This window comes from Pseudomonas sp. R37(2017), from assembly GCF_002113375.1.
Taxonomy (GTDB): domain Bacteria; phylum Pseudomonadota; class Gammaproteobacteria; order Pseudomonadales; family Pseudomonadaceae; genus Aquipseudomonas.
In genome coordinates this window covers 245,760-269,222 of sequence record NZ_NEHO01000005.1, presented here as the reverse complement: position 1 = coordinate 269,222, position 23,463 = coordinate 245,760, and the positions used below count along the sequence as shown (strand labels likewise).

The window sequence follows — 23,463 nt, the reverse complement described above, 5'->3', positions numbered from 1 at the left end:
CCTCAGAAGGCCATGCTCAGGTGTTCGGCAATCGGACCCAGTGCCAGGGTCGGCAGGAAGGTCAGGCCACCCACCAGCAAGATGGTCACGGTCAGCAGGGTCACGAACAGCGGGCCGTGGGTCGGGAAGCTGTTCTGCCCGATCGGCGCGGTTTTCTTCATCGCCAGGCTGCCGGCCAACGCCAGAACCGGAAGGATGTAGCCGAAGCGACCGATCAACATGCCCAGGCCCAGCATCAGGTTGTGGAACGCTGTGTTGGCGCCGAAGCCACCGAAGGCCGAACCGTTGTTGGCGCTGGCAGAGGTGTAGGCGTAGAGCAACTGGCTGAAACCATGGGCGCCAGGGTTGCTCACGGCGGCCACCGGGCCGGGCAGGCTGGCGGCGATCGCGCCGAGTACCAGTACGCCAATCGGCATGACCATCAGGGTCACCACCAGCAATTGCACTTCCCTGGCTTGCAGTTTCTTGCCGAGGTATTCCGGCGTGCGGCCGATCATCAGGCCGGCGAGGAATACCGCGATCAGCACGTTGAGCAACATGCCGTAGAGCCCGGCACCGACGCCGCCGAAGATCACTTCGCCGACCATCATGTTGACCATTGCCACCATGCCACTGAGCGGGTTGAGGCTGTCGTGCATGCCGTTCACCGAACCGTTGGACGCGGCCGTGGTGGTCACCGACCACAGCACCGTGGCAGTGGTGCCAAAGCGCGCCTCCTTGCCTTCCAGTGGCGCAGCCTGCTCGACGGCAACATTGTCCAGTGCCGGGTTCGGTTGGTATTCAGCCCACAGCGAGGTTGCGCCGCCGATCAGGAACAGCGCCAGCATGCAGGCGATGATCGCGCGACTCTGGCGCAGGTCTTTCACGTAGTGTCCGAAGGTGAAGACCAGCGCGACCGGGATCAGAATGATCGAAGTCACCTCGAACAGGTTGCTCCACGCCGTCGGGTTCTCGAACGGATGCGCCGAGTTCACGCCAAAGAAACCGCCACCGTTGGTGCCCAGTTGCTTGATCGCAATCTGGCTGGCAGCCGGCCCCAGCGGAATTACCTGGTCAACCCCTTGAACCGTCACCGCATTCACATACTGCGCGAAGGTTTGCGGCACGCCCTGCCAGACCAGATACAGCGCCAGCAGCAGACACAGCGGCAGCAGGCCGTAGAGGGTGGCGCGGGTCATGTCGACCCAGAAGTTGCCCAGGGACTGGGTGGATTTACGACCAATGCCGCGGCACAACGCAACCAGAACCGCCAGGCCAGTGGCGGCGCTGACGAAGTTCTGCACGGTGAGGCCGACCATCTGGCTCAAGTAGCTCAGGGACGCTTCGCCGCTGTAGGTCTGCCAGTTGGTGTTGGTCATGAAGCTCACGGCGGTGTTGAACGCCAGCGTCCACTCCTGGCCCGGAAGGTTTTGCGGGTTCAGCGGCAAGTGGTCCTGGAACAACAGGATCGCGAACAGCAGCAGGAAGCCCGCCAGGTTGAAGGCGAGCAAGGCCAGCGTGTACTTCTGCCAGCTCTGTTCGGTCTGCGGATCGACGCCGGCCAGACGATAACAACCGCGTTCGACCGGGCCGAGAATCGGCGTCAGCCAGGTGCGCTGTCCTTCCATCACCCTGTAGTAGAAGCGCCCGAGAAACGGCGCAGGGACCAATACCAGAGCGAAAAACCCGAGGATCAGCCAATAGTCATAACTGTGCATAGCCGCTCCTAGTTCCGGTCCGCGCGCAGCAGCGCAACCAACAGATAAATGAACAGCCCCACTGCCAGCAGCAGCGACACCCCGTCCAGAACGCTCATGGAAGTTCTCCGTGTTACGGCGTATTGCCGCGAGTGCATTCATTGTCGGAAAGGAGGCTGTAAAGGAACGAGATCGAGGGCACGCGCAGGGCATAAAGAAAGCGTAAAGAGTGGGCTTGCGCCTGGGTTACAGGGGGCGCAAGCAGGCTCCAGTGGGCAAAATGCCGGGGTGCCGCATGGGTGCTGTAAAATGTGCGCGAGAGTAGTGAGCGAAGGCGGCAAGTCATGGATAATCCCGCCTGATCGGCGCGACGCAACCCAATGGGGTCAAGAACGCTTGCACCTCCCCGCTCGCGCCTGCAAGCTACCGCCATTCGCATTACTGAAAAAGGCTGGCCCAACGTGCGTATCCTTATTACCGGCGGAGCCGGCTTCATTGGCTCGGCCCTTGTCCGCGAGCTGATCCAACACACTGAGCATGAAGTGCTCAACCTGGACAAACTGACGTATGCCGGCAACCTCGAATCGCTGACCAGCATCGCCAACGACACTCGCTACGAGTTCGTTCAGGCCGATATTGTTGACCAGGCGACCGTCAGCGCCGTGCTGGCGCGTTTCCAGCCGCACGCGATCATGCACCTGGCAGCGGAGTCCCACGTCGATCGCTCCATCGACGGGCCCTCGGAATTCATCCAGACCAACATCGTCGGCACCTACAGCCTGCTCGAAGCCGCCCGCGCCTATTGGCAAACCCTGCCGGAGCCGGAGAGAAGCGCCTTCCGCTTTCATCACATTTCCACTGACGAGGTTTACGGCGACCTGCACGGTGTCGACGACCTGTTTACGGAAACCACGCCTTACGCACCGAGTTCGCCCTACTCCGCCAGCAAGGCCGCGTCCGACCACCTGGTCCGCGCCTGGCAGCGAACCTATGGCCTGCCGGTGCTGTTGACCAATTGCTCGAACAATTACGGGCCGTTCCACTTCCCCGAGAAACTGATTCCGCTGGTCATCCTCAATGCCCTGGCCGGCAAGCCTCTGCCGGTGTATGGCAATGGCCTGCAAGTGCGCGACTGGCTGTTCGTCGAAGATCACGCCCGGGCACTGCTCAAGGTGGTGACCACAGGCACCGTCGGCGAGACCTACAACATCGGCGGGCACAACGAACAAAAGAACATCGATGTGGTGCGCGGCATCTGCGCCCTGCTTGAAGAACTGGCACCGCACAAGCCTGAGGGCGTTGCGCATTACGCCGACCTGATCACATTCGTCCAGGATCGTCCCGGGCATGACCTGCGCTACGCCATCGACGCTGGCAAGATTGAACGCGAACTGGGCTGGGTGCCCGAAGAGACGTTCGAAACCGGGCTGCGCAAAACCGTTCAATGGTACCTGGACAACATGGAGTGGTGCCGTCGTGTCCAGGACGGCAGCTATCAAGGTGAACGCCTTGGCGCCATCAATCCCAAGGAGCTGCTCGCATGATGAAAGGTATTGTTTTGGCGGGTGGCTCGGGCACGCGCCTGCACCCGATTACGCTTGGCGTGTCGAAACAGCTGCTACCGGTCTACGACAAGCCGATGATCTACTATCCGATCTCGGTGCTGATGCTGGCCGGCATCAAGGATATCTTGCTGATTTCCACCCCGCAGGATCTGCCTCAGTATCGCAATCTGCTGGGTGACGGCAGCCAGTTCGGGGTGAATTTCAGCTTTGCCGAGCAGCCATCACCGGATGGGCTGGCCCAGGCCTTCCTGATTGGCGAAGAATTCATTGGCAATGACCCTGTGTGCCTGATCCTCGGCGACAACATCTTCCATGGCCAGCACTTTGGCGAACAACTGCAGAACGCGGCAAAACGCACATCCGGCGCCACCGTGTTCGGTTACTGGGTCAAAGACCCCGAGCGTTTCGGCGTCATCGACTTCGACAGCGAAGGCCGCGCGCTGTCCATCGAAGAAAAGCCGAAAAAGCCGAAATCCAGTTATGCCGTTACCGGCCTGTATTTCTATGACAACGATGTGATCGAGATCGCCAAGGCGGTGAAGCCATCGCCACGCGGCGAACTGGAAATCACCGACGTCAACAATGCCTATCTGCAACGTGGCGATCTGCAGGTCGAGCGATTTGGTCGAGGCTTCGCCTGGCTCGACACCGGCACCCACGACAGCTTGCTCGAAGCCTCTCAGTACGTGCAGACCATCGAACACCGCCAGGGCCTCAAAGTCGCCTGCCTCGAAGAAATAGCCTATGAAAATGGCTGGATCGACCGCGATCGGTTGCTTGAGCGCGCCCGGTACTTCGGCAAGACCGGATATGGCCAGTACCTGGCCAAACTGGCAGGGGAAGAGCAATGAACCTGTGCCTGCCCGATTTGTCCGGCGACAAGATCGGACTACTCCCATGAAAGTACTCATCAATGGCCGGCACGGTCAGGTTTCACATGAGTTGCAACGGCGACTGGGGGCTGTCGGCGAACTGATCGTACTGGGTCGCGACCAGCTCGATCTCGCGCAACCCGATCAGATTCGCCGTCAGGTGCAAAACGTCCGGCCTGATCTGATCATCAACGCCGCAGCCCACACGGCGGTTGATCTGGCAGAAATCGAACCGCAATCCGCCTTTGCCATTAACGCCGTAGCGCCCGGCATACTGGCCGAAGAAGCGCTGGCTCTCGACATTCCGTTGATACATTACTCCACGGACTACGTATTCGACGGGACGAAAGCCGCGCCTTACAACGAGGACGACACACCCAACCCGCTCGGGGTGTATGGCAAGAGCAAGCTGGCCGGTGAGCAAGCCATCAGGGACGTGCACGGTAAACACCTGATCCTGCGTACCAGTTGGGTCTATTCAACTCATGGCCGTAACTTTCTGCTGACGATGCAACGTTTGCTGCAAGAGAAACCGCAGTTGCGTGTAGTCGCCGACCAAATCGGAGCCCCCACCTGGGCCGGCACAATCGCCAACAGCACCCTTGCCTTGATTGAACACTGGCAGGCGAACGAAGTGGCCAACTGGGGTACTTATCACCTGACCGCTCAAGGGGAGACCTCCTGGTTTGGCTTCGCCCAGGCAATCGGCGAAGCACTGCGACAACAGGGCATGCCCTGCGCCGACCTGTTTGCGATCCCGTCCAGCGACTACCCCACTCCCGCCGCCCGGCCGCTCAACTCGCGGCTCGATTGCAGTCGCTTGCTGCGCGACTGGGGCGTCAGTCAACCTGACTGGCGAACAGCGCTGCGCGAGTGCCTGACTGAACAATCCTGAGTATCGCCGCTGCCCGCACTGGCATTGAAATGCCGGATCTGCGCGGCGTTCGAGTGAACCTTGAACACAGGCATGGAATGGGGGATAACGATGGAACTGCGATTAAACCCCATCACTCAAAGTGGTATGCACGATCGGTTGGCGAACCCCTCGCCAAACCGTCAGTTTTTCAAGGAGAGCCCCATGCCCTGGTATGCCTGGTTGATTCTGGTCGTTGCCATCGGCTCGATCGTTGGTGGCCTGATGCTGCTGCGCGACACCGCCAACAAGGTCGAATTGACCGAAGAGCAACGTAAACGCGTCGCCGAACGCAATGCGGAAATGGACGCCAAGGAAGCGCAGGACCGCTGACCGAAAACCCCGCCCCGAACGGCGGGGTTTGTCTTTGTGTGAAAAACGCCTGAAATCATGCCGCTTTGTACCCATATCGAAGCATCTGCATGTGTTTTAGAAGTAGAAGTACAGTCACCATGCAATTTTCATTGGTTAATATGGGCCGCATTGATGCGGAGATATCAGATGCGTTACTCGCAGGACCATAAAGCCCAGACCCACCAACGCATAATCAAGGAAGCTTCAGCGCGCTTTCGACGCGATGGCATCGGCGCAACCGGGCTGCAACCCCTGATGAAAGCACTGGGCTTGACCCACGGTGGCTTCTACTCGCACTTCAAGTCCAAGGACGAACTGGTCGAAAAAGCCTTGCAAGAGGCTGGTGCTCAAGTCGACGGATTGTGCGCGCAAATCTTCGCCGAGGAACGTCCACTCGAAGCCTTCATCGACACCTACCTGTCCGAATGGCATCAAACCTCACCTCACGAGGGCTGTCCGCTGCTGACCATTTCTTCTGAACTGGGGCTGCGCGGCCAACCGAGTCCAACCAGCGATGTCGTGCTCCAGGCGCGACTCGATCAGATCCAGCACACCCTTGACGGTGAGCACGCCGCCGACCGCAGCATCGTCATCATGTCGACGCTGGTCGGCGCCTTGCTGTTATCGCGCAGCGTTGCAGACGCCGAGTTTGCCCAACGGATTCTCGACGTCACACGCGAACACCTCAAACGCTCACAGGATTAACCCTGCCAACGCTTGAACAGCACACTGGCATTGACCCCGCCAAATCCGAAGCCGTTGGATAACGCGTACTCGATGGCCATCGGCCGCGCGTTGCCATGAACGATGTCCACGCCTTCAGTGGCAGGGTCCGGATTCTCGAAATTGAGCGTCGCCGGCACGATCTGGTCGCGGATCGCCAGCAATGTGAAGATCGCTTCGAGCCCTCCCGCTGCGCCGAGCAAATGCCCGGTCGCCGACTTGGTGGAGGTCACAGCGATACCATTTTGCGCCCCGAACAATGCCTTGATCGCCGCCAACTCCCCCATATCCCCCACCGGAGTCGAGGTGGCATGAGCATTCAGATGCTGGACCTGAGCCGGTGACACACCTGCTTGTGCCAATGCCAACGACATCGCTCGCCGGGCACCGCTGCCATCCTCGGGGCCGGCGGTCAGATGATAGGCATCGGCACTGGTGCCGTAGCCGACCAGCTCCGCCAGTGGTTGAGCGCCGCGAGCCAGCGCATGGTCCAGAGACTCGATGACCAGCAGCCCGGCCCCTTCTCCCATGACAAAGCCATCGCGCCCACTGTCGAAAGGTCGCGAAGCGCGCTCTGGCGTTTCGTTGTAAGCGCTGGACAAGGCGCGAGCAGCCGCGAACCCGGCAAGGCTGACCCGATCGATCGCCGCTTCCGCGCCGCCGCACACGGCGATATCCGCCTCACCCGCGCGAATCAGCCGCGCTGCGTCGCCAATTGCCTGAACTCCGGCAGCGCATGCCGTGACCGGTGCGCCCAATGGCCCCTTGAAGCCATGCTCGATCGACACATGACCTGCCGCGAGGTTGACCAGAAAGGACGGGATAGTGAATGGAGACAAACGTCTCGGGCCACGGCTATCGGTGGTGCGCACCGCATCGGCAATCGCGCCGAAACCACCCACACCGGAACCGATGATGGTAGCCGTGCGCTCCTGGGCATTGGCGTCCAGTGCTTGCCAGCCCGCCTGCTCAAGCGCCTGTCGCGCAGCTTCCATGGCGAACAGAATGAAGCGGTCCATTTTCTTCTGTTCCTTGGGCGGGGTTGCCCGGTCCGGATCGAACCCCGCTTGCGGATCATCAGCCAGCCCGGGCACCGCGCCGCCGACCTTGGCCGGCAGATCGGCCACCACCTCGTCCGGCAGATTGCGCAGCCCGGAACGCCCGGCCAGCAGCCGTTCCCAGACCGCTTCGACACCGCTCCCGAGCGGCGACACCAGGCCCATACCTGTTACGACAACGCGACGATCACTCATACAACACGTACCTCAAGCCGATTGATGGCGCTTACCGATAACGGGCAGCGGCCTTGCTTTTGGAAAGGTTAGGCGCCATCACATGACGCGCCGCCACGAACGCATCCCAATCCGCCACATCGGGCAATGAAGGAATAGTGATCAATTCACCCTGATCCAGACCCGACAACGCTGCATCGACCATCTCACCCGCCTCCATCACCATGTCCGCGGGAATCTGTGACGCATCGATGCCAGAGCGCTCCCAGATCTCGGTGCGTGTCACACCGGGCAACACCGCCTGGATCTTCACCCCGGTGCCGTCCAGCTCGGCGCTCAATGATTGAGTCAAACTCAACACATAGGCCTTGCTGGCGCTGTACGTTGCGTTGAAACGCTCCGGAAACAACGCCACCACCGATGCAATATTGATGATCGTGCCGCGCCCGGCCCTGGTAAAACTGGCCGCGGCCGCCGAGGCCAACCGCGTGACAGCGGTGATATTCAACTGAATCATTCGCTCCAGTTGATCGGTATCGGCATTGGCTAACAGGCCGTCCGCCGCTACGCCGGCGTTGTTGAGCAGCAGACTGATGCTCGAGTCGCTGCGTAGGCGCTGTTCGAGCCGCAGCACGTCTGCCTTCTCGGTCAGGTCCGCCTTCAGCACTTCAACCTTGACCCCATGCTCTGAGCGTAGCTTGCTTGCTGCCGCCTCCAGTCGCTGCTCGTCGCGAGCCACCAGCAACAAATCAAAACCACGGGCCGCGAACCGCTCGGCGTAAACCGCCCCGATACCGGACGAAGCGCCGGTGACAACGGCCGTACCCTGGGACTGAACTGAACTCATGACGGTGCTCCTGAAGGATGCTGAAAGACGACTGGCGCCAAAGCACTACGGCGCCAAGCCTTTATATTATAGGCATAATCAAAAGACAATATGATGGTCGTAATTTTTTAATCCCAAAAACCGGTCGGCCCTCGCCAGTGGCCCGGTCAGTATGAGATTAGACCCTGAGTGAACACGGAACCGCGTTGAACCTGAGCGATGGAATGAACGGTACTGCGGGCTAACCGATAAACGGTGGGGTGGACAAACAGACCACTTTCACTACGTCGAACCAGTCCCTGGTGCCATCGAAGCGATTTCTGACCCCCTCCGTTTGCATCTGCGACCCTTTCTCACCCTTGCTGTTTGGTAACAAATGCAGGAAAATCCAAAAAATTTTAACCAGATGTAAATCTTTTCAACCTGGATGACGATAATTTTCCAGAAACACTTGGGAGCGTCTATCCAAACTTTCAGAGCGCGTAATGAACATTCCAGTAAATACAATCAACACCCCGGGAAATGAAGTTACTGAAGTAAAGGAGCTTATTGGTAGCCTCTGGAGCCAACGGGCGATTGTTTTACTGTTTACTGCACTGACTGTTACCGCCGCTATTGGTTATGCCCTATTGGCAACACCGGAATATGAAGTTGAAACTTTTGTTCGGCCTGTACCACTGGCAGATCTGGACGAGTTGAATGAGTCCGGACTTTACAAAATACTGCCAAGTGATGCGCTGAATATCGTTGGCTCATCGATGCAATCTTATGATGTTCGCCTGAAGTTCTTCCAGGCCAACCCACAGTTCCTTGCGCCATTGCAGGCGCCAGGACAATCCATTGAAACTACATTTGAGAAATTCAACGAAAGAGCATTTTCGCTGGAAAAAGTCGACCCCAAGAAAAGCTCCAGCCTTACCGAAGCCGTTGGCCTTAGCCTCAGATATCCTCAAGGTGTGGATGGTGTAGGCATCTTGAAAGCCTTTACCGACTTCGTCGTTAAAGCCGAAAAAGAAAAAGTGGCCGCAAACCTGAAAACCCTGATCGCCAACCGCATCGAAAATGTGGAAAAGAAGTTGGAGTCGAAAAAATCCTCCTATGATGCGGAAAAAGACTCAAAAATTGCCCACTTGCTGGAAAAAGACAAGTTAAAAAAACAAACGCTCCAGGACGAACTCAAAGCACTGCGTCAACAACTGCAAAGCCGCAGACAAAACCGCATCAAAGAGCTTGATGAAGCCATTGTCATCGCCAAGAAACTCGGCATTGTAAAACCCACCACGCCTTCGGCGCTTGGAGATGGGGAGCAGGCACATCAGGGCAACATGATTCGCACAGAAGTCAACAATCAGAAAATTCCGCTGTACTTCCTGGGCCAGGCGGCACTCGAAGCAGAACGCGCGACCCTGGTAACTCGTACTTCCGATGACTTCACCGAGCCGCGTATCGATGAAATTCAAAAAGAACTCAGCCTGCTGGCTACCAACCGCGAAGCGGCTCTGCTCAAAGAGCGGGACAATCCTGAACTGTTCCTCAAGGACTTCGCAGATATTCGCGGTGAGTTGACTCACTTGAAACAGCTGAGTGTAAATTTCGATCAGTTCAACCTGGTTCAAGTTGATAAAGATGCGACAGCACCTCAAGCGCCGATTAAACCGAAGAAAGCCCTGATCGTCGGATTTGGCCTGATCTTTGGATTCATACTCGGCGTGGGTGTCGCCATTCTTCGTCGCGCCCTGCTTTCAATGCAGTCGACTCGCCGTTAATCATCAATGGCTGCGCTTGCCCTGCAAGCGCAGCCCGACTTGACCTGTTGTTCCAGTACCCGCCTTTACCACCCCGAAAATCCATATCGCGTTATCACGACCTGACTTGTCGAAAACGTGATACGCAATGAACGGTTAACGGGTGACAGCTTAATTGTGTAGCGTTTCTGGTGAAGTGATCGCTTGATCATTCCCACTCAACCAGACATTGACGTTCTCGACACTTTCTTCCGACAACTTTCCGGCCCAACGATTCAGGATAAAAAGGTTGGTTATAAAGTCATACTGAGTCTTGAGCAGATCGCGACGTGCCGCGAACTCGTTCTGCACCGCCGTCAATACATCCACGGCATTGACCACGCCGTAGGTGAATGCCTTTTCTGCTGCAATGCGCGATTGTTCGGCCGAAGCCAATGCATTGCGATTGGCATGAATCTTTTCCACGCTTGAGTCAGCAGTCAAATACGCGTTGGTCGTTTCCTTGACCACCTGACGACGCGTCGCCACCAATTGCTGTTCTGCGGTGAGCTGATCCTGATACAACTGCCTTACCCGCGCGGACGTCGCGCCACCGCTATAGATCGGGATCTGTACCCCCACACCTGCGACATAGCTGTCGGTCTGCGGCGTCAACGAATTGTTGTAACCCTCGTTGGTCTGTTGAGCGCTCAGGTTCAGATTGACCGTGGGATAGTGCCCGCCCTTGCCGGCGCGCAGGGCAGCTTCGGCAGCCTCCTGGGCACTTTCACTGGCCTTGATCGCCGGATTTTCGGCGATCGCCAAATTCACCCAACTGTCCAGGCTTTCGGCGGACACCTGTAATTCGACGTCATTACGCACACGGCTCAGTTTCTCTTTGACCGGCCGTCCGATAATTTCCGACAACGCAACACGGCTCAGACTGGACTGGTTCCGCGCATCGACTTCCTGGGCAGCCAGCGAATCGACTCGAGCCTGGAGGTCGAGCATGTCGGTCACCATTGCCAACTGCTTGCTGTAGAGCGCACTGACCCTGTCGAGGTTTTTCTGGGTAGCCCTGCGTTCGGCCTGCACCAATTCAAGCTCATCATCGGCAGCCAGCGCAGCGAAGTAACGCTGTGCAAGGTCCACCGTGGCCTCGGCCTGAGCCTCCTTCGATTCGGAGTCCGCCTGCTTCGCCAGGCTTTTGAAGTGCTGGTAGTTCTCCCAGGCAGCCTTGTTATACAAAGGCTGGGTCAACCCCACCGAGTAATTGCGGCTGTCGTAGGCCTGGTCGATTTGCAGGTTGGTCTGTTTGATCCGGTTGAAACCGGCGTTAGCCGTCACAGAAGGCAACAGACTGCCAAACGCCTGGTTTTGCTGTTCGACTCCGGATTGAGCCTTGGAGTAAGAAGCAATCACCCGAGGATCTTCCAGGCGTGACTCGCGGTACAACTGCATCAAGTCGACCGAGTAGTTCTGCTTGCTGACCGATGACGTCGGCGGTGTCGTGATGGCGGACCGGGGGACGGGCGCTTCGGCGGCGTGGACAGGCAAAGCCATCGAACCCAACACCAGGCAAGGAAACAGACGCACGATCACTCCTCGATCATCGACTGGGCGATAACGTTACGTGCCGGCTGCATCAAGTACTGCAGCATGGTGCGCTCTCCGGTGTTGATCAACACCTCTGCCGGCATACCCGCCAACAGCTTGCGATCCCCCAGTTTGCGCGCCCCTTCCTGAGTCACGCTGATCCGGGCCAGGTAATACGGCGCACTGGTTTTCTCGTTGATCAAGCGGTCGCCGGACACACTCGTCACCCGACCTTCGATGACCGGTGTCGTGGCCGTGTTGAAGGCGTTGAAGCGAATGTCCGCCAACCTGCCGATCGCGATTCGATCGATGTCATTGGGCGAGACCTGCGCCTCGACCACTAGATCGGAAACCGATGGAACGATATCCAGCAGCGGGGTGGCGGGGCGTACAACGCCACCGATGGTGTGAACCGTCATGCCAATCACCATCCCGTCTTCCGGAGCGCGGATAACCACCCTGCTCAGGCGATCTTCCAGCGCCGCGGCTTTTTCCTGCAGGTCGTAGGCCTTGGTCTGGGTCTCTGCCAACTGCTTGGTAACGTCCGCGTTGAAGTCCTTGTCGATCTGCAGGATCTGCAACTGGGTTTCGTTGATCTGCAACCTGGTCTTGATGTTTGTCGAGCGGTGATCCGCCACTTCAGACTTGAGCAGGTCCAACTTGCGCGCCTGCTCCAGCATCCGCTGTTTATCGACAAACCCCTGGGCCAGCAACTCCTTCAGTTCGGCAATTTCGCCGCTATAGGACTCCTGCAAGCTGGTCTTGGTACCGATCATGGTGTCGGTTCCCTTGATTTGCTGATTCAGCTGACCAATACGCTCTTGCAGGACCGCGATTTGTCCAAGCCGCGAGTTACGCCGTGCGTTGAACACCTGAGTCTCGCCGTACCGTGCCTCGGCACTGCGCTGACTATCGGAATTGAGATCGTTCGGGAAGGCGATCACCGGCAGGTCATCCCGCTCGGCGAGCAGGCGCGCTTCCATTGTCCTGGCAGCGATCAGCTGGCTGCGAGTCATCTCGTACTCGGCGCGCAGTTGAGCGTCATCGAGCACGATGATCGGGTCACCTTTTTTCACCACATCGCCATCATGGGCAAGCAGGTCCTTGACGATGCCGCCCTCGAGATGCTGCACCGTCTTGCGATACGTTTGCACAGTAACGACGCCCGGCGCGAAAGCCGCGCCGTCGAGCGGAGCAAACGCCGCCCATCCGCCAAACAGGCCGAAGGTCACGAATACAATGAGAAATCCTTTGCGGCGTACGGATCTGTCAGACGTGGGCAGATCCGCGAAAGTGTCGGCAGGAGTAGTGAGCGTACGGTTCATCGATTGCTTCCTGTCAAACTTCGGTCGAAGCGACGTCTGTGGCTGCCCTTGCAACAGGCTTTTGCTGGGCGGGCAATTGATGCGCATTGAGTTGCGCAAGGACCTGATCCCGCGGGCCATACAAACTGATCGTGCCGGCGTTCATCACCAGCAACCGGTCGAGTTGGGCCAAAATCGAGGTCCGGTGGGCGATTACGAAAACCGTTGCCCCGGTGAGTTTTATCTGCTGCAACGCCAACGCCAACGCTCGCTCGCCGACCTCGTCCAGATGAGCGTTCGGCTCATCGAGCACAATAAGTCTCGGGCTGCCATAGATTGCCCGGGCCAATCCGATACGCTGCCGCTGCCCACCCGATAGATTGATGCCCCCCTCGCCGATGACCGTGTCGTAGCCATTGGGAAGCATCAGAATCATTTCGTGGACACTGGCGATCCTGGCCGCCAGCACTACTTTTTCCGGATCTACGACACCAAAACGCGCGATGTTGTCGCTGATGGTGCCTTCGAACAACTCAATGTCTTGGGGCAAATACCCCAGGTGCGGCCCCAATTGGCTTTTGTCCCAAGTGGCAATATCGGCAGCATCCAGACGGACTACGCCATGCTGCGGCTTCCACACACCCACCAGGGCCTTGCCGAGCGTCGACTTGCCCGACGCACTTGGGCCGACGACACCAATCATCGCACCTGCCGGTGCGTTGAAACCGATACCTCTGATGATTGGAGTCTTTGCCCCAGGAGCACCCAGGGTGAGGTTTTCCACCGTCACATGACCGATTGGAGCGGGCAATTGCATACGCTCGGGTTCGGCATTTTGCTGGTCGAGAATGCTGTTCAGACGCGCGTATTGTGAACGGGCAGCGATGAATCCTTTCCAACTGCCGATCATCAAGTCCAGCGGAGCCAACGCTCGACCCAACAGCACGGAACCTGCGATCACCAGCCCGGGGTTGATCTCATGGCTGACCGCCAGATAAGCACCAAGACCGAGAATCAGCGATTGAACAAGCAGACGGAAAGTTTTTGATATCGACGTGATGATCCCACTGCGATCGCTCGCTCGCGATTGCAACAGCAGTACTTTCTTGTACTGCAGACTCCAGCGTGACATGAGGGAATCCAGCATGCCCATGGACTCGATCACTTCGGCATTGCGCAAATTCTTGTTGGTTTGCAGCTTCGCGACAATGCTCTGTCTGTTGGCCTCTGCAAGGACTTTGCCCGTGGACTGCTCATTGATACAGGCCAACGCCAGCAGAATCACCGCACAACCGATTGCCGTCCAGCCATACCAGGGGTGAAACAGGAATAGCACCGCGATATAAATCGGCAGCCATGGCGCATCAAAAAACGCGAAAAGACCGTTCCCGGACAAGAATTGGCGCAACCCGGTCAGATCGCTCAGCGACTGGGCCGATGCATCCTGGCCACCGCTGTCCAGAGCCCGCTTGAAACTGGCCCGGTAAACATCCCGGCCAAGCAACACGTCGAGCCTGGTACTGACTCGAACCATGATCCGCGAGCGCACCCACTCCAGCACGCCCATCGTCACGAGCAGAACGGTCAGAATAATGGTCAACATGGCCAGCGTCGTCAGGCTGCCGCCCGTGACTACCCGTCCGTAGACCTGAAGCATGTAGAAGGTCGGGACCAACATCAGAGCGTTGATGAAAAGGCTGAAAAAACCCACCGACATGAAACTGTCCCTGCAGGCCCTCAGGGCTACCTGCAAGCTGTTTTCGGGTGTACTGCGTATCATCTCGGAACTGACAACCTAATGTATTGATCGGGGATTGCGGGGCGCGCGAGTGTATCACCTGAGCACTGCTTGCAGAATGAAATCGCCAGTATCCTGGCAGCGCAATGCAGTCGACGAGCAGCGCTGGTCCTTACTCCCTGACGACTTATAATTCCGCTATGGTTGATAATGGTTCTTTAACATACCGGCCAAAGAACTGTAACATATGTCAAATTTTGGCCAGCAACGTCGTTTGCAGAACGATTTGGATATCGGGAGCGGCCACCCAATCAATATGGAGTCACTTTTGATCAATTATTTTTCTTTACTCGCCAATATCGTCCGGCAAGAAGCGGCTGCAACCGGCGCGTTGCTGCAAGACGTCGCCCGCGAACTATTGGCCAACAATACAACTCACTCGGATGGTGCCTGGTGGGCTGCCCACGGCAATGACCCCTTCTATACCGCCGAGCAAATTTACAAAACCGTCACAGGCGACCCGACTGCCGAACGCGCAGAACTTCTGTGCGGCAATATGGTTAACGTATTCAGCGGCCTGTGCGCGGAGCTTGGCCTGCAAAAACGTACCATCTGGACGTATTCAGACTCCCAGGGATTCTTTCAGGGACATACGTACCTTGAAATTTTCAATACAACTACCAACAAATGGGAAATTCAGGACGCGGACTATAACGTCTATTACACCGACGTTCGCACGGGCGAGCGTGTCGGTGTCAAAGACATGATGAACGCAGACGACATTGAGTATTTCATCCCGAACAATGCAACTGAATCCGGATGGACAGAAACAGGCGCAGAAGCCTTGCGCCTGGCTAATCTCTATGCAGCGCAAATTATTACTACCGAACATAAGCTCTATACCAGCAACGACAGCCTGAGCGATACCTTGCTGGACAGCATTGCCAACTCTCTGAGCGGAGTATTTGACTATACGGTAGACAGCGGTATTAACGACCTGGTCTCCACGCATTTCACCGATAGCGACGCCGTCACCAACAATGGAAGAGCCTCGATCACGGGCACTTCGAGCGCTGACTTCATTTCATATGATGGCAGCTCACTCAGCCCGGTGTTCGCCACGCTCGTCGGTGGAACGGGCGATGACACGCTCGCGCTACGTTTTTCCGGTGGTCAACTGTACGGTAATGAAGGCAATGACATCCTCATTGGCGGGCAATTGGCAGATCTTCTGGTCGGCGGCACTGGTGATGACTACATGTCTGGCGGTTACGGTGCAGACCAGTACGCGTTTTCGAAGGGCGACGGCTTCAACGACACCATCGACAGTTTCGGCGTAGGGGCCGACCAACTGGTTTTCCTTGGCGTTGCCGGCACCGGTGGTTCGGGTCGTACGCAAATGTCGGAAAAAGAGTTCAACTTCAGGGTCGACCAGAAAGTAACCGCGGACGGTGTCTATCTTCGCTATGACACAGATGGCGACTCACGTTTTGATGGCGGGATGTTGATCGAAGGCCGTACGACACTGCTCACCGCCAAAGACGCTACATTTGTTTTCAACGCCGATCCACTCAAAGGCTTCAATACGACTGCCGTTGCTGGCAACCCTGGCTCCGGGTACGCCGAAAAAATCTACGGTGGCAATGCGGCAGACAAAATCCTCTACACCGGTACCCTTGGCGCAGAGCTGGCTGGCAGTACCACCGGATTGAACAGTGGCAATGACATCATCCAGTCTCACTCGGATGCCAATTGCTCGCTGTACGGTCAAGATGGCAATGACACATTGGCTGGCGGAAACGGCAGCGACTTCATCGTTGGCGGCACCGGCAACGACCTGCTGACGGGTGGAAAAGGACGGGACGTCTTCGTATTCACCGCAGGCTCGGGCACAGACACCATCCAGGATTTCAAACAAGGTGAAGACACCCTGTATATCTACGGCTGGACGACTACCAAGAACGTGACGCAAACGCTGCAAGACAATGGGCTGGTTGTGACGTTCGACACTGCTGGCGATGGCGCTCACGGTGGCAATATCACGCTGCTTGGCCAGACAACCTTGCTGAACAATGCTGACCTGTACTTTGCCTGAGTTCGCCTGAGCGACAATAACAAAGACCAAAAAGGCCGATCAATGATCGGCCTTTGTCGTTCAATCACACCTCAGTTCATTTCGATCCTGTCGCGGTTTCTATCCAGAATCGTCTTGCCGATACCCTTCACTTCCAGCAATTCTTCAACTGACGCAAACGCACCATTGCTTTCACGATAAGCAACAATCGCTTTGGCTTTGGCCTCGCCCACTCCAATCAACTCACGTTGTAGCGTAGATGCGTCAGCACTATTGAGATCGACTTTGCCGGATTGCGCCTTGGCGGCTACATCCTGCACCAAAGGTGCGCCCTTCACCTCGGGCGTATTGACAGGTGCGGCGGTGGCCACAAGTGAGATGCTGGCGAGAAGGGCGAAAATCAGAGAATGGAAACTGCTTGTACGCATAAGTGAAGCTCCATGCCGTCGTTTGAGAAAGCAGCTTTTCCGAAGCTGCTCTCCAAACTTAGGCTATGGAATTGGACTGTCAAAAATGTGTACGTTACCGGATATGAAACAATCAGGGTTCCAGGCGGCGCTGCTGGTAGATCCAGTCGACAATCTCACCATCCGGGGTATAGCCGCTGACCGTATCGCGCAACAACTGACGGACGCGCGCATAGTCATCCTGATCCACCGCAGCAAGCAACTCGGCCAACTTGACCTTCAGCACATCCCAGGACAGATGATCCTCGTTGGCCGTCATGATCATCGGGTGCTGAGTAGCCGCCACGTTGTCACCAATCAGAAGCTCTTCGTAGAGCTTCTCACCCGGACGCAAACCAGTGAACTCGATGGCGATGTCGCCATGCAGGTTCTTTTCCGAGCGCACGCTCAGGCCAGACAAATGGATCATCTTCTCGGCCAGTTCGACGATCCTCACGGGTTCGCCCATGTCGAGGACGAAAACATCACCGCCCTGCCCCATGGAGCCCGCCTGTATCACCAACTGTGCCGCTTCGGGGATGGTCATGAAGTATCGAGTGATCTTCGGATGCGTAACGGTCAGCGGACCACCCGACTTGATCTGTTTGTGAAACAGAGGAATCACCGAACCCGACGATCCCAGGACATTACCAAAACGCACCATCGTGAAACGCGTTTTATTCACACGCGAAACATTGCTCGTATCACCGAACAACACAGGAGCCAGTTCACGACTCAGCGCTTGCAACGTCAACTCGGCAAGGCGCTTGGTGCTACCCATGACATTGGTTGGTCGCACGGCCTTGTCCGTCGAAATCAAGACAAAGTTGGCAACTCCTGCCTGAAGCGCAGCCTGGGCCGTATTAAGCGTGCCTATCACATTATTGAGCACACCTTCGGCAATGTTGTGTTCGACCATGGGGACATGCTTGTAGGCGGCGGCATGATACACCGTGTCTACTCGCCAGGTTTTCATGACATCCAGCAACTTGTCCGAGTTACGAACCGACCCGAGAATCGGCAAAAGACGGATGGACAGCGACTCTCGAGCGACCCGCTGCTCCAACTCGGACAAGATGGAGTAAAGGTTGAACTCACTGTGTTCAAACAGTAGAAGCGTCGTTGGGCGCAGCGCCAGGATTTGCCGGCACAGCTCCGAGCCAATGGATCCCCCGGCGCCCGTGACCAACACTGACTGCCCCGTGATGCAATGCTCGAGCAAATCAGCCTCGGCCGGGACTGCGTCACGCCCGAGCAGGTCGGCGATGTCCACTTCCTGGATATCATCGACCTTGACCCGGCCACTGGCCAGGTCCATGAAGCCCGGGACGCTTCGAACGTGCAGTGGAAAGCCTTCGAGAAACCCGAGAATCTCACGACGGCGTCCACGGTTGGACGAGGGAATGGCCAGGAGAATTTCCTGAGCGCCAGTGTTATCGATCATCTGCTGGATGTGCTTGGGCTTGTACACCTGCAATCCGGAGATCACCCGATCGGCGATTCCACAATCGTCATCGATAAAAGCCACAGGCCGCATGACACGCCCCATGCGCAAGGCGGTAACGAGTTGATTACCCGCCGCCCCCGCGCCGTAAATAGCCACTTTCGGCAGGCCGTCATCCCGGCTGGTGAACGGGACGTGCTGGGCAGCACTGAACCAGTCACCCATAAAGTACTGACGCATGGCCAGGCGCAGCCCGCCGATCATGATCAGGCTCAACCACCAATAGTTGAAAATGATCGAACGCGGAACCACATTTTGATGATTGCTGTACCAGTACACCACAACGCCAAGAATCAAGGACGACAGTGTCACCGCCTTGATAATGGCTATGAGCGCGTCATTTCCAAAGTAACGCATGACGGCACGGTACATGCCAAAGCGAACGAAAAGAGGAATGGCGATGACCGGTGCACTGACAAAAAACCAGACGTGTTGAGTGAACGGGTTGACCAATTCGTCCAACCCGAGACGCACGACAAACGCCATCCACAGGGCAAACCAGACCAACGAAATATCAGTCAGGACCTGCAGAATGCGCTTATGTCGTCTTGGCAGACTTAACAACTTTGCCCGAATCTTATCCATAACCCCTTTAAACACCTCTCGAAGCTCCCAGCATTGATACAGCAACCACAGCTTTCGGTAACTCACTTGCCGACAAAGCAATACTCAAAAATCAATGCGGCCATTACGCCTTGCCGGTAATTTCCAACTCGCCTGCGTGAAACTTGAAAGCCAGCAAAACCAGTGGTACGTAGGCCAGGACCAGTCCTGCCGCACCATCGAGATATTGCATGACGACCAATATAGCCACTGGTACTAACCACAACAAATTGATCGCTGCGATTGCCAGCGTGACCAGCCGATGGCTGCCAAATTGTCGTGAAGCATACTGGTATCCATGGCTGCGATGGGCTTCATAAACCTTATCCCCTCGCAAAAGCCGACGAATGAGGGTGAAGGTCGCATCAACAATGAAGACGCCCAACAAAATGAGCCAGGCCCACAGAAACAGTGGATTGGTCCAGGCTGCATGAAGCGACATCACCGCCAGCACGATACCCAGAAAACCACTGCCGGCATCGCCCATGAAAATCTTCGCTGGCGGGAAATTCCAGATAAGGAAACCCAAAACGGCCGCGGCCAATACAAGCGGAGCGATGGCAAGGCTGGCGTGACCTGCAATCCAGTAGACCAGACAAGCACCGACACAGGCGCAAATTGCCTCGACGCTGGCCAAGCCATCGATGCCGTCCATGAAGTTGTAGAGGTTGAGCATCCAGACCAGATAAAACGCTGCAATGACATATCCGAACCAGCCGAGACTGAACTCGAAACCGAACAGATTTATCGGTGCCATCCCCCCAATCCAGAACAGTGCCCAGAGCGCACCGCCGAAATGCGCAAGCAGGCGCCAACGCGCGGCAATATGCCCGTGATCGTCAAGAAAACCAATGATCGCGATCCAGCCGCCAGCCCCCAACAGAGCCAACACCATCGGCCAGGCGACTGCATCTGTCCACGCCAGGATGGGCAGCGCAATCAGAAAGCTCAGAACAATAGCAACACCACCACCCCGAGGGGTCGGGACGGAATGTGAGCTACGCGCATTTGGAACATCTATCAGGCTGCGTGCCAACGCGTACTTGCGCAATGCACCGGTGCCCAAAAATGAAACACCCACCACCAACGCCAACAACCATATTGTGTTCAAAGGTCAACTTCCTGAAACAGCCACAACCAATTCAGCAATTGGACTGGCATTGTCATAAGCCAGCTTAGCGCTGCCTTTCCTTGTAGTAGTTGGCAGCCGACACAAGCGCCTCATCGACGCTGACCGGCGGAGTCCAGCCCAGCAATTCTCGAGTCTTACTTATATCGACTTGCAACGATCCGCACAGACGCTGCGACAAAGCCTGCTTGCCCAGAAGCTGCGCCCCTCGCTCAAGCAACACGCTTGGCACAGGTAACAGGCGTGCAGGCTTACCCAATGCCTGTGCCATCCGCGTCAACAATTGTGTCGTGGACAAATCCTCGCCATCGCTGACGAGAAAGGTCTGATTGGCCGCGGCCGGATGACGGATACAGGTCACGATCAAATCCGCAAGATTCTGCAGCGCGACCAGGCTGCGTCGATTATGGATAGCACCGAACGGCAAGGGGATTCCCTTGTCCAGCCAACGCATCATGTTCAGAAAGTTGGCTCTTACACCCGGGCCATAAACCAGCACCGGACGGATGATCACCACCTCCATCCCCGAAGCGCTCGCAATTTCGCGCAGCCCTTGTTCGGCTTCCATTTTCGAAACGCCGTACGGATCGCCGGGCGCGGGTGTCGCGTCGGCGAAGTAAGGCTGATTCAGCGGCGTACCTTCGCCATTCACCTTGATCGAACTAATGAACACAAACCGCCGAACACCCAACGAGGCTGCCTGCCGAGCGAGGCTTAGCGTGCCCTCGACATTCACCTTGCGAAACGCTTCCAGCGGATCGGACTCGGTGTCATTCATGACGTGAACGCGAGCCGCGCCATGAATGACAACCTCCACCTGATCCAGCGCCTGCGACCAATCGGTATCAGCACTGAGCCCGGCGGTTCGAATGGTAGTAACGCGCGACGGACAGTCAGGCAAGGCGTGCCCACGAATGGCTGCCACCGGTTCCAGATCGTCAGAGGCCGCCAATCGACCCAATACTGCGCGACCAACGAAACCCGTAGCACCTGTCAATAAAACACGCATTTTTCAAACCTCGACGACGCTCAGGATTTCGACCAGACAGTACGGTTGATGTAGTCGGTGTAACTCAACACGACCCGAACTACCTGCTTCGACACAGGACCCGCCTGGTAATCCCTGACGACCGGAATTACGCGCTGGCTGCGATCATGCTGGCTGGTAACCACACGTACGGCATCCAGAACGCCCTCCACTTTCAGGCCACTCATGATGAGAGTGCCTTCATCCATCCCTTCCGGACGTTCGTGCGCATTACGAATGGTAATGGCAGGCAGATTCAGAAGAGAGGCTTCCTCGGTGATGGTGCCGCTATCGGACAGCACGCAGAACGCCGACATCTGCAACTTGATGTAGTCGAGAAGACCGAATGGCTTCGAGAAGCGAATCAGAGGGTGGTCCAGCGACTCACCGATCGCTTCCAGACGCTTGCGGGTACGAGGATGCGTGGAAACGATGATCGGGTACTGGTACTTGTCGGCCAGGGCTCGCAATGTATTGAGCAAATCGCGCAGGTTGTCCGGCGTATCGACGTTTTCTTCACGGTGAGCACTGATGATGAAGAACTTGTCCTGCTCCAGGCCTTCTCGCGCCAACACGTCGGAGGTGAGAATTTTCGGCATGTAATAGTCGAGTACCTCCTCCATGTGCGATCCGGTCTTGATGATGGTTTCAGGACGAATCCCTTCAGCGATCAGGTAACGCCGGGCATGCTCGGTGAGGACCATATTGATATCGCTGAGGTGATCGAGCACCTTGCGATTCAGTTCTTCAGGGACGCGCTGATCAAAGCAGCGGTTGCCGGCTTCCATGTGGAATACCGGAATCTTGCGGCGCTTGGCGGCAATGACGGCCAGACAGGTATTGGTATCTCCGTAGAGAAGCAGCGCATCGGGCTTTTCCGCCTCAAACACTTCGTCCGCCTTGGAAATCACTTCGGCGATGGTCTTGGCTGCGGTATCGCCAGCAGCCCCCAGGAAGTAATCAGGCTTGCGAATTTCGAGATCATCAAAAAAAACCTGATTCAATTCGAAGTCGTAGTTCTGGCCCGAGTGAACCAACACGTGATTAACCTGCTTATCGAGCTCGGCAATGACGCGACTCATCTTGATAAGTTCTGGTCGCGTACCGACCAGTGTCATGACCTTAAGCATCGAGTTGCTCCTGAATGTATTCCAGATTCAACAGAACTTTTTTCACGCCTTCTACATCCAGACGCTCAGTGTTGTGAGAGGTGTAGTCGTCGAGATCGGAGATCTCCTGCTCGCCCTCAACAAAAAACTTCTTGTAGTTCAGGTCACGATTGTCCGAAGGAATACGGTAGTAGCGCCCCATATCTTCGGCTTTGGCCATTTCTTCACGGGAGATCAACGACTCGTAGAGTTTTTCGCCGTGACGGGTACCGATAACCTTGACGGCATTGTCGCGAACAAACAGTTCCTTGAGCGCCTGGGCCAGGTCCGCCACTGTCGAGGCAGGTGCTTTCTGGACGAAAATATCGCCTTGCTCGGCATGCTCGAACGCGTGCAGAACCAGATCAACGGAATCCTCGAGCGACATCAGGAAGCGTGTCATGTTCGGGTCGGTGACAGTCAGCGGCTCGCCGCTCTGCAACTGATTGATGAACAATGGGATCACCGAACCGCGCGACGCCATGACGTTCCCGTAGCGAGTCGCACAGATCACCGGACCCTTGGCCGGAATCATCCGCGATTTGGCAACCATCAGTTTTTCAGCCATGGCTTTGGAAATACCCATGGCATTGATCGGATAAACAGCCTTGTCGGTACTGAGTACAACAACGCGTTGCACGCCCGAAGCAATGGCCGCATTCAAGACGTTTTCGGTACCCATGACGTTGGTACGCACGGCTTCCATCGGGTAAAACTCGCAGGAAGGCACTTGCTTCAGGGCGGCAGCGTGGAAAATGTAATCCACCCCCACCATCGCCTGATCCAGGCTGTCGCGATCACGCACGTCACCGATGTAGAACTTTACTTTGTCGTTCGACAAAGCGATGCGCATATCTTCCTGTTTCTTCTCGTCACGGCTGAATACGCGAATCTCTTTTACATCGGTATCCAGAAAACGCTTCAACACCGTATGGCCAAACGAGCCCGTACCGCCCGTGATCATCAAAACTTTATTGTCGAACATACCTACCTTCCCAAACCTGATTGA

The 23,463-nt window shown here is 56.6% G+C and carries 20 protein-coding genes; 7 read left to right on the top strand and 13 right to left on the bottom strand.

What is annotated here, in order from left to right:
- Window positions 1-2: 2 nt before the first annotated feature.
- On the bottom strand, window positions 3-1,697 hold the full coding sequence (gene kdpA / locus CAG47_RS11350) for a potassium-transporting ATPase subunit KdpA (RefSeq protein ID WP_085724949.1): 1,695 nt from the start codon (window positions 1,695-1,697) through the stop codon (window positions 3-5).
- Between the two features lie 8 nt (window positions 1,698-1,705).
- Window positions 1,706-1,795, bottom strand: coding sequence for a K(+)-transporting ATPase subunit F (kdpF, locus tag CAG47_RS11345; protein ID WP_007899818.1), 90 nt, complete (start codon window positions 1,793-1,795; stop codon window positions 1,706-1,708).
- A 342-nt stretch (window positions 1,796-2,137) separates the two neighbouring features.
- On the opposite strand from kdpF, the gene rfbB reads away from it, so the two are divergent.
- The 5 genes from rfbB to CAG47_RS11320 all read left to right on the top strand — a co-directional run bounded on the left by rfbB (window position 2,138) and on the right by CAG47_RS11320 (window position 6,085).
- Window positions 2,138-3,220: a dTDP-glucose 4,6-dehydratase gene (gene rfbB, locus CAG47_RS11340; protein ID WP_085724948.1), complete on the top strand. Its 1,083-nt coding sequence runs from the start codon at window positions 2,138-2,140 to the stop codon at window positions 3,218-3,220.
- Window positions 3,217-4,092, top strand: a complete 876-nt coding sequence (gene rfbA / locus CAG47_RS11335; protein WP_085724947.1) for a glucose-1-phosphate thymidylyltransferase RfbA — start codon at window positions 3,217-3,219, stop codon at window positions 4,090-4,092. The genes rfbB and rfbA overlap by 4 nt, the downstream gene beginning before the upstream one ends.
- A gap of 46 nt (window positions 4,093-4,138) precedes the next feature.
- Window positions 4,139-5,008, top strand: a complete 870-nt coding sequence (gene rfbD / locus CAG47_RS11330; RefSeq protein ID WP_085724946.1) for a dTDP-4-dehydrorhamnose reductase — start codon at window positions 4,139-4,141, stop codon at window positions 5,006-5,008.
- A gap of 183 nt (window positions 5,009-5,191) precedes the next feature.
- Window positions 5,192-5,359, top strand: a complete 168-nt coding sequence (locus CAG47_RS11325) for a DUF2897 family protein (protein WP_007985427.1) — start codon at window positions 5,192-5,194, stop codon at window positions 5,357-5,359.
- Window positions 5,360-5,527: 168 nt separating this feature from the next.
- Window positions 5,528-6,085, top strand: coding sequence for a TetR/AcrR family transcriptional regulator (locus CAG47_RS11320; RefSeq protein WP_085724945.1), 558 nt, complete (start codon window positions 5,528-5,530; stop codon window positions 6,083-6,085).
- Here the strand turns inward: CAG47_RS11320 and fabF are convergent.
- Window positions 6,082-7,356 carry a beta-ketoacyl-ACP synthase II gene (gene fabF / locus CAG47_RS11315; protein WP_085724944.1) on the bottom strand — a complete coding sequence of 425 codons (1,275 nt, stop codon included), beginning with the start codon at window positions 7,354-7,356 and terminating at the stop codon, window positions 6,082-6,084. The genes CAG47_RS11320 and fabF overlap by 4 nt on opposite strands.
- A 31-nt stretch (window positions 7,357-7,387) precedes the next feature.
- Window positions 7,388-8,182, bottom strand: a complete 795-nt coding sequence (locus tag CAG47_RS11310; protein WP_085724943.1) for an SDR family oxidoreductase — start codon at window positions 8,180-8,182, stop codon at window positions 7,388-7,390.
- Window positions 8,183-8,646: 464 nt separating this feature from the next.
- On the opposite strand from CAG47_RS11310, the gene CAG47_RS11305 reads away from it, so the two are divergent.
- Window positions 8,647-9,927 carry a Wzz/FepE/Etk N-terminal domain-containing protein gene (locus CAG47_RS11305; protein WP_085724942.1) on the top strand — a complete coding sequence of 427 codons (1,281 nt, stop codon included), beginning with the start codon at window positions 8,647-8,649 and terminating at the stop codon, window positions 9,925-9,927.
- Between the two features lie 150 nt (window positions 9,928-10,077).
- On the opposite strand, the gene CAG47_RS11300 is transcribed toward CAG47_RS11305, so the two are convergent.
- Genes CAG47_RS11300 through CAG47_RS11290 form a run of 3 tightly spaced genes read right to left on the bottom strand, consistent with a single transcriptional unit; the run spans window position 10,078 to window position 14,562 of the window.
- Window positions 10,078-11,448, bottom strand: a complete 1,371-nt coding sequence (locus CAG47_RS11300) for a TolC family outer membrane protein (RefSeq protein ID WP_085725068.1) — start codon at window positions 11,446-11,448, stop codon at window positions 10,078-10,080.
- Window positions 11,449-11,483: 35 nt separating this feature from the next.
- Window positions 11,484-12,806: an HlyD family type I secretion periplasmic adaptor subunit gene (locus CAG47_RS11295; RefSeq protein ID WP_085724941.1), complete on the bottom strand. Its 1,323-nt coding sequence runs from the start codon at window positions 12,804-12,806 to the stop codon at window positions 11,484-11,486.
- A gap of 13 nt (window positions 12,807-12,819) precedes the next feature.
- Window positions 12,820-14,562: a type I secretion system permease/ATPase gene (locus tag CAG47_RS11290; RefSeq protein WP_085725067.1), complete on the bottom strand. Its 1,743-nt coding sequence runs from the start codon at window positions 14,560-14,562 to the stop codon at window positions 12,820-12,822.
- 208 nt (window positions 14,563-14,770) lie between these two features.
- Between CAG47_RS11290 and CAG47_RS29230 the strand changes: the two genes are divergently transcribed.
- Window positions 14,771-16,618, top strand: coding sequence for a calcium-binding protein (locus CAG47_RS29230; RefSeq protein WP_085724940.1), 1,848 nt, complete (start codon window positions 14,771-14,773; stop codon window positions 16,616-16,618).
- A 71-nt stretch (window positions 16,619-16,689) separates the two neighbouring features.
- On the opposite strand, the gene CAG47_RS11280 is transcribed toward CAG47_RS29230, so the two are convergent.
- From CAG47_RS11280 to CAG47_RS11255, 6 genes are all read right to left on the bottom strand, one after another.
- Window positions 16,690-17,025, bottom strand: a complete 336-nt coding sequence (locus CAG47_RS11280) for a helix-hairpin-helix domain-containing protein (protein ID WP_085724939.1) — start codon at window positions 17,023-17,025, stop codon at window positions 16,690-16,692.
- 112 nt (window positions 17,026-17,137) lie between these two features.
- Window positions 17,138-19,132, bottom strand: a complete 1,995-nt coding sequence (locus CAG47_RS11275) for a nucleoside-diphosphate sugar epimerase/dehydratase (protein WP_085724938.1) — start codon at window positions 19,130-19,132, stop codon at window positions 17,138-17,140.
- 103 nt (window positions 19,133-19,235) lie between these two features.
- Window positions 19,236-20,261 carry a glycosyltransferase family 4 protein gene (locus tag CAG47_RS11270; RefSeq protein WP_085724937.1) on the bottom strand — a complete coding sequence of 342 codons (1,026 nt, stop codon included), beginning with the start codon at window positions 20,259-20,261 and terminating at the stop codon, window positions 19,236-19,238.
- Window positions 20,262-20,325: 64 nt separating this feature from the next.
- Window positions 20,326-21,288: an SDR family oxidoreductase gene (locus CAG47_RS11265; RefSeq protein ID WP_085724936.1), complete on the bottom strand. Its 963-nt coding sequence runs from the start codon at window positions 21,286-21,288 to the stop codon at window positions 20,326-20,328.
- Window positions 21,289-21,308: 20 nt separating this feature from the next.
- Window positions 21,309-22,436, bottom strand: a complete 1,128-nt coding sequence (gene wecB, locus CAG47_RS11260; protein WP_085724935.1) for a non-hydrolyzing UDP-N-acetylglucosamine 2-epimerase — start codon at window positions 22,434-22,436, stop codon at window positions 21,309-21,311.
- Entirely contained in the window at window positions 22,429-23,439 is a 1,011-nt protein-coding gene (locus tag CAG47_RS11255) for a polysaccharide biosynthesis protein (RefSeq protein ID WP_085724934.1), read from the bottom strand. The genes wecB and CAG47_RS11255 overlap by 8 nt, the downstream gene beginning before the upstream one ends.
- Window positions 23,440-23,463 lie beyond the last annotated feature (24 nt).

Excerpts from the sequence above, each read along its gene's own strand:
- kdpA (WP_085724949.1), bottom strand. The coding sequence starts at position 1,697 with ATGCACAGTTATGACTATTGGCTGATCCTCGGGTTTTTCGCTCTGGTA.
- kdpF (WP_007899818.1), bottom strand. The coding sequence starts at position 1,795 with ATGAGCGTTCTGGACGGGGTGTCGCTGCTGCTGGCAGTGGGGCTGTTC.
- rfbA (WP_085724947.1), top strand. The coding sequence starts at position 3,217 with ATGATGAAAGGTATTGTTTTGGCGGGTGGCTCGGGCACGCGCCTGCAC.
- rfbD (WP_085724946.1), top strand. The coding sequence starts at position 4,139 with ATGAAAGTACTCATCAATGGCCGGCACGGTCAGGTTTCACATGAGTTG.
- CAG47_RS11325 (WP_007985427.1), top strand. The coding sequence starts at position 5,192 with ATGCCCTGGTATGCCTGGTTGATTCTGGTCGTTGCCATCGGCTCGATC.
- CAG47_RS11320 (WP_085724945.1), top strand. The coding sequence starts at position 5,528 with ATGCGTTACTCGCAGGACCATAAAGCCCAGACCCACCAACGCATAATC.
- fabF (WP_085724944.1), bottom strand. The coding sequence starts at position 7,356 with ATGAGTGATCGTCGCGTTGTCGTAACAGGTATGGGCCTGGTGTCGCCG.
- CAG47_RS11310 (WP_085724943.1), bottom strand. The coding sequence starts at position 8,182 with ATGAGTTCAGTTCAGTCCCAGGGTACGGCCGTTGTCACCGGCGCTTCG.
- CAG47_RS11305 (WP_085724942.1), top strand. The coding sequence starts at position 8,647 with ATGAACATTCCAGTAAATACAATCAACACCCCGGGAAATGAAGTTACT.
- CAG47_RS11300 (WP_085725068.1), bottom strand. The coding sequence starts at position 11,448 with ATGGCTTTGCCTGTCCACGCCGCCGAAGCGCCCGTCCCCCGGTCCGCC.
- CAG47_RS11295 (WP_085724941.1), bottom strand. The coding sequence starts at position 12,806 with ATGAACCGTACGCTCACTACTCCTGCCGACACTTTCGCGGATCTGCCC.
- CAG47_RS29230 (WP_085724940.1), top strand. The coding sequence starts at position 14,771 with ATGTCAAATTTTGGCCAGCAACGTCGTTTGCAGAACGATTTGGATATC.
- CAG47_RS11280 (WP_085724939.1), bottom strand. The coding sequence starts at position 17,025 with ATGCGTACAAGCAGTTTCCATTCTCTGATTTTCGCCCTTCTCGCCAGC.
- CAG47_RS11275 (WP_085724938.1), bottom strand. The coding sequence starts at position 19,132 with ATGGATAAGATTCGGGCAAAGTTGTTAAGTCTGCCAAGACGACATAAG.
- CAG47_RS11265 (WP_085724936.1), bottom strand. The coding sequence starts at position 21,288 with ATGCGTGTTTTATTGACAGGTGCTACGGGTTTCGTTGGTCGCGCAGTA.
- wecB (WP_085724935.1), bottom strand. The coding sequence starts at position 22,436 with ATGCTTAAGGTCATGACACTGGTCGGTACGCGACCAGAACTTATCAAG.
- CAG47_RS11255 (WP_085724934.1), bottom strand. The coding sequence starts at position 23,439 with ATGTTCGACAATAAAGTTTTGATGATCACGGGCGGTACGGGCTCGTTT.